Here is a 3,209-nt window from a genome sequence, read left to right as displayed (position 1 = left end):
CTGGTGTCGCCGTCTTAATGTTGATTACGAACGTTTACCTGCTTCATCAGAGGCTTTCATCCACATTGCTATGATCCGACTTATGCTACGGAGACTTGCTTGAATATTTTATACTCTCCGTATTTCCAAACATCCTCTTAGGTTTTAGGTTTTAGGTTTTAGGTTTTAGTTTCTCCTCCCCGTCCCCCAGTCTCCCAGTCCCCCAGTCCCCCAGTCACCCCGTCCCCCCCTCCCCGCTCTAAACCCCAAATTTCTGGGCATAATAAGTCGAAAGAATGCGGACTCGATGCGGATGTCACAAGAACGGATTTATTGGTTGGCTTGGTCGAAAGTTAATGGTGTCGGGCCGATTTTGGTCGATCGACTGTACCAGCAATTTGGTAGCCTTGAAGCGGCATGGCACGCGCCTGACGAAAAAATACTTCAGATCGAGGGTGTCGGCGTGCTATCGGGTGCCAAAATTTTGGCCGCTCGTGCCGCAATCGATCCCGTCAAATTGCTCGCAGAACAGGCGATCGCCAACCCTAACTGGTGGGCGCGTAGCGATGCCGATTATCCCAGGCTCCTAGCTGAAATTCCCTCGGCTCCAGGCATTTTATATTACCGAGGGCAAGTCACCACAATTCAACAATCGGGAGATTTAACGATCGGCATCGTCGGTACTCGCGAGCCTTCAAAATATGGCATTAAGTGGGCGCGGGAAATTAGTACCTGCTTGGCAAAAAACGGGTTTACGATCGTCTCAGGTATGGCTCTGGGTGTGGATACAGAGGCGCATAGAGCCTGCTTGGAAGCTGGCGGAAAAACGATCGCCGTCGTCGGTACTGGTGTAGATGTGGTCTATCCACCGAGCAACCGTCAGCTTGCAGCAGATATTCAGCAGCATGGTTTAATTGTCAGCGAATATCCAGCGGGAACGCAACCAAATCGACCTCACTTTCCCGCTCGCAATCGCATTATTGCCGGATTGAGTCGCGTGACGATCGTCATTGAGGCTCCAGTTAAGTCGGGTGCGCTGATTACTGCTTATCAAGCCAATGACTTCAACCGCGATGTATACATCCTTCCTGGCGCAATCGATAACCCTAACGCGCTTGGCTGTCTGGGGCTACTCAGTCGCGGCGCACAGCCGATTCTGGGCTTGAAACACCTACTCGAATTACTCTCATCGATCCCTCAACTCGATTCCCAGCAACTCCAATTACCGTTAATGCCACAGCCCGATTTTGCTCCAGCCACACCGAAAGTTCAGGCTCCTGCGATTGAATTAGATCCCGATCTTCACCAAATCTGGCTGCTGGTGAGCGACGATCCGATCGACTTTGACGATCTGGTTTCTAAATCTCAGTTACCAGTAGCAACTGTTTCGAGTCGGTTGTTGCAATTAGAATTATTAGGTTCGATCGTGCAATTACCAGGAATGAGATATCAACGCTGTTAGTATATCTATTTTAAATCTGCTAGTTTAATACGCGGATCGACAAATTTTAGAAGTAAGTCGGCTAGTAAGTTACCGATAATTAACATCACCGCTCCAATCATCAAGCTACCCATTACTAAATAAAGATCTTTAGCGGTGACTGCTGTTAAAATTAATTTACCTAGTCCCGGCCAGTTAAAGAAAAATTCAGCAATAAAAGCACCACTAAGTAAACTGGCAAATTCAAAACCGAGTAATGTTACTAATGGGTTAATTGCATTTCGTAATGCATGGACGTAAATTACCCGATTTTCAGGCAAACCTTTAGCTCTAGCTGTTTGAATATAGTCCTGACGCAACACATCTAATAACTCACCGCGCGTAATCCGTTGCAGTCCAGCAAATCCGGTAATTGTTAGCGCGATTGTCGGTAGAATCATGTGCCAGAGGATATCAAATAATTGTCCGATCGCCGACATTTCACCATGATCGATACTAGTTCTACCGCCGACTGGCAATAGTGGCGAGCAAATTTGGGCGACAACTAATAACGATAATGAAGTTACAAAACTCGGAAATCCTTGGGCGGTATAACTGAGCACGCGCAAGAATTTATCGATAAATTTGTTTTGATTGACTGCACCGATAATCCCTAAAGGAATGGCGATCGCCCATGTTAAAATAATCGAGGCGATCGCCAGTTCTAGCGTGGCTCTAATCCGTTGCCCGATCAATGTTGTCACGGGTTGGAAGTAGAGCATACTCAAACCTAAATTACCCTGAATTGCCTGCCATAACCATTTTAAATATTGTTGAGAGATGGTTAATAAATCTTTTTTAGGACTCAATCCAAATAGCTGTTCGAGTTCTTCGATGCGTTTTGAGGTAATTTTCGGGTTTTGTTTGAGCGTATCGAGGAAGTTACCTGGCGAGAATTGAATAATGGCAAAGCACAGGATTGAAGCCAAGAATAAAGTCAGGATCGCTTGGAGCGATCGTTTGACGATATACAAGCAGGTTTCGCTAGCAAATATGGCTTGGATTTGCGAGAGAAAATCTCGGTTGGATAAGGAACGAGTCATCGATTAGGGAGTAAGGAGTAGGAAATATGTAGGTTGGGTTGAGGCACGAAACCCAACAGCACCAATTTATTCGGTGATGTTGATTTGATGACGATCTATTTATTTGTCGCTCTTATTGCGCCAATTTTGATATAGCTGTTGAACTTTGGCGAGTAGTGGCTGTGAATTTGGCAAGTCGGAAGATGGTTCCGATTGGATATTGGTTAATAGCTTTGCTTCGGCGACTGCGACATCACCATCGCTATAAATTAAACCGCTAATTGCTTCGATGAGCCGATCGTCGTCGTAAATCGATCGATCTCCTAAATATGCTTGAATCCACTCTTCGCAGTCAGCAGGGGTAATCGATATCGTCCCGGCGAGTAATGCTTCGAGATCGGGATCTGCGGTGACATCCGTACCGATAAGCTGATGCGCTTGGGCGACTTTGGCTAGATATTGACGTTCTTCTGGTTGAATTTTTCCGTCGAGCCAAGCGACACCGATCAGGATTTGCATCAACGATCGTGCCTGAGATTGATTATCCATACGATCTACCATAGTAAGTAATTCTCTTTGTTCTAATTCTATGCCGATTGCTGCTGACATGGCTGCTCGATTTCCCGCCGATACTTTTGCCAATCTCGAACGCGTCGATCGAATGTGGCAAAATTTGCGTCAGGGGCAGATTTTTCCACGAGAAATGGTCGTTTCAAGCGATGAATTTT

The 3,209-nt window shown here is 46.1% G+C and carries 3 protein-coding genes; 1 reads left to right on the top strand and 2 read right to left on the bottom strand.

All coding sequences use genetic code 11. The features are described 5' to 3' along the window. Window positions 1-292: 292 nt before the first annotated feature. Entirely contained in the window at window positions 293-1,441 is a 1,149-nt protein-coding gene (dprA, locus tag RMO79_RS15895) for a DNA-processing protein DprA (protein WP_396136608.1), read from the top strand. Window positions 1,442-1,446: 5 nt separating this feature from the next. Here the strand turns inward: dprA and RMO79_RS15890 are convergent, their stop codons facing one another. Then, window positions 1,447-2,502 carry an ABC transporter permease gene (locus tag RMO79_RS15890; protein ID WP_310484152.1) on the bottom strand — a complete coding sequence of 352 codons (1,056 nt, stop codon included), beginning with the start codon at window positions 2,500-2,502 and terminating at the stop codon, window positions 1,447-1,449. A 99-nt stretch (window positions 2,503-2,601) separates the two neighbouring features. Further along, entirely contained in the window at window positions 2,602-3,030 is a 429-nt protein-coding gene (locus tag RMO79_RS15885; RefSeq protein WP_310484151.1) for a TerB family tellurite resistance protein, read from the bottom strand. Between the last annotated feature and the right edge of the window lie 179 nt (window positions 3,031-3,209).

Source organism: Chamaesiphon sp. VAR_48_metabat_403 (assembly GCF_031422475.1).
Classification (GTDB): domain Bacteria; phylum Cyanobacteriota; class Cyanobacteriia; order Cyanobacteriales; family Chamaesiphonaceae; genus Chamaesiphon.
This window is presented reverse-complemented; position numbering and strand designations above follow the sequence as displayed.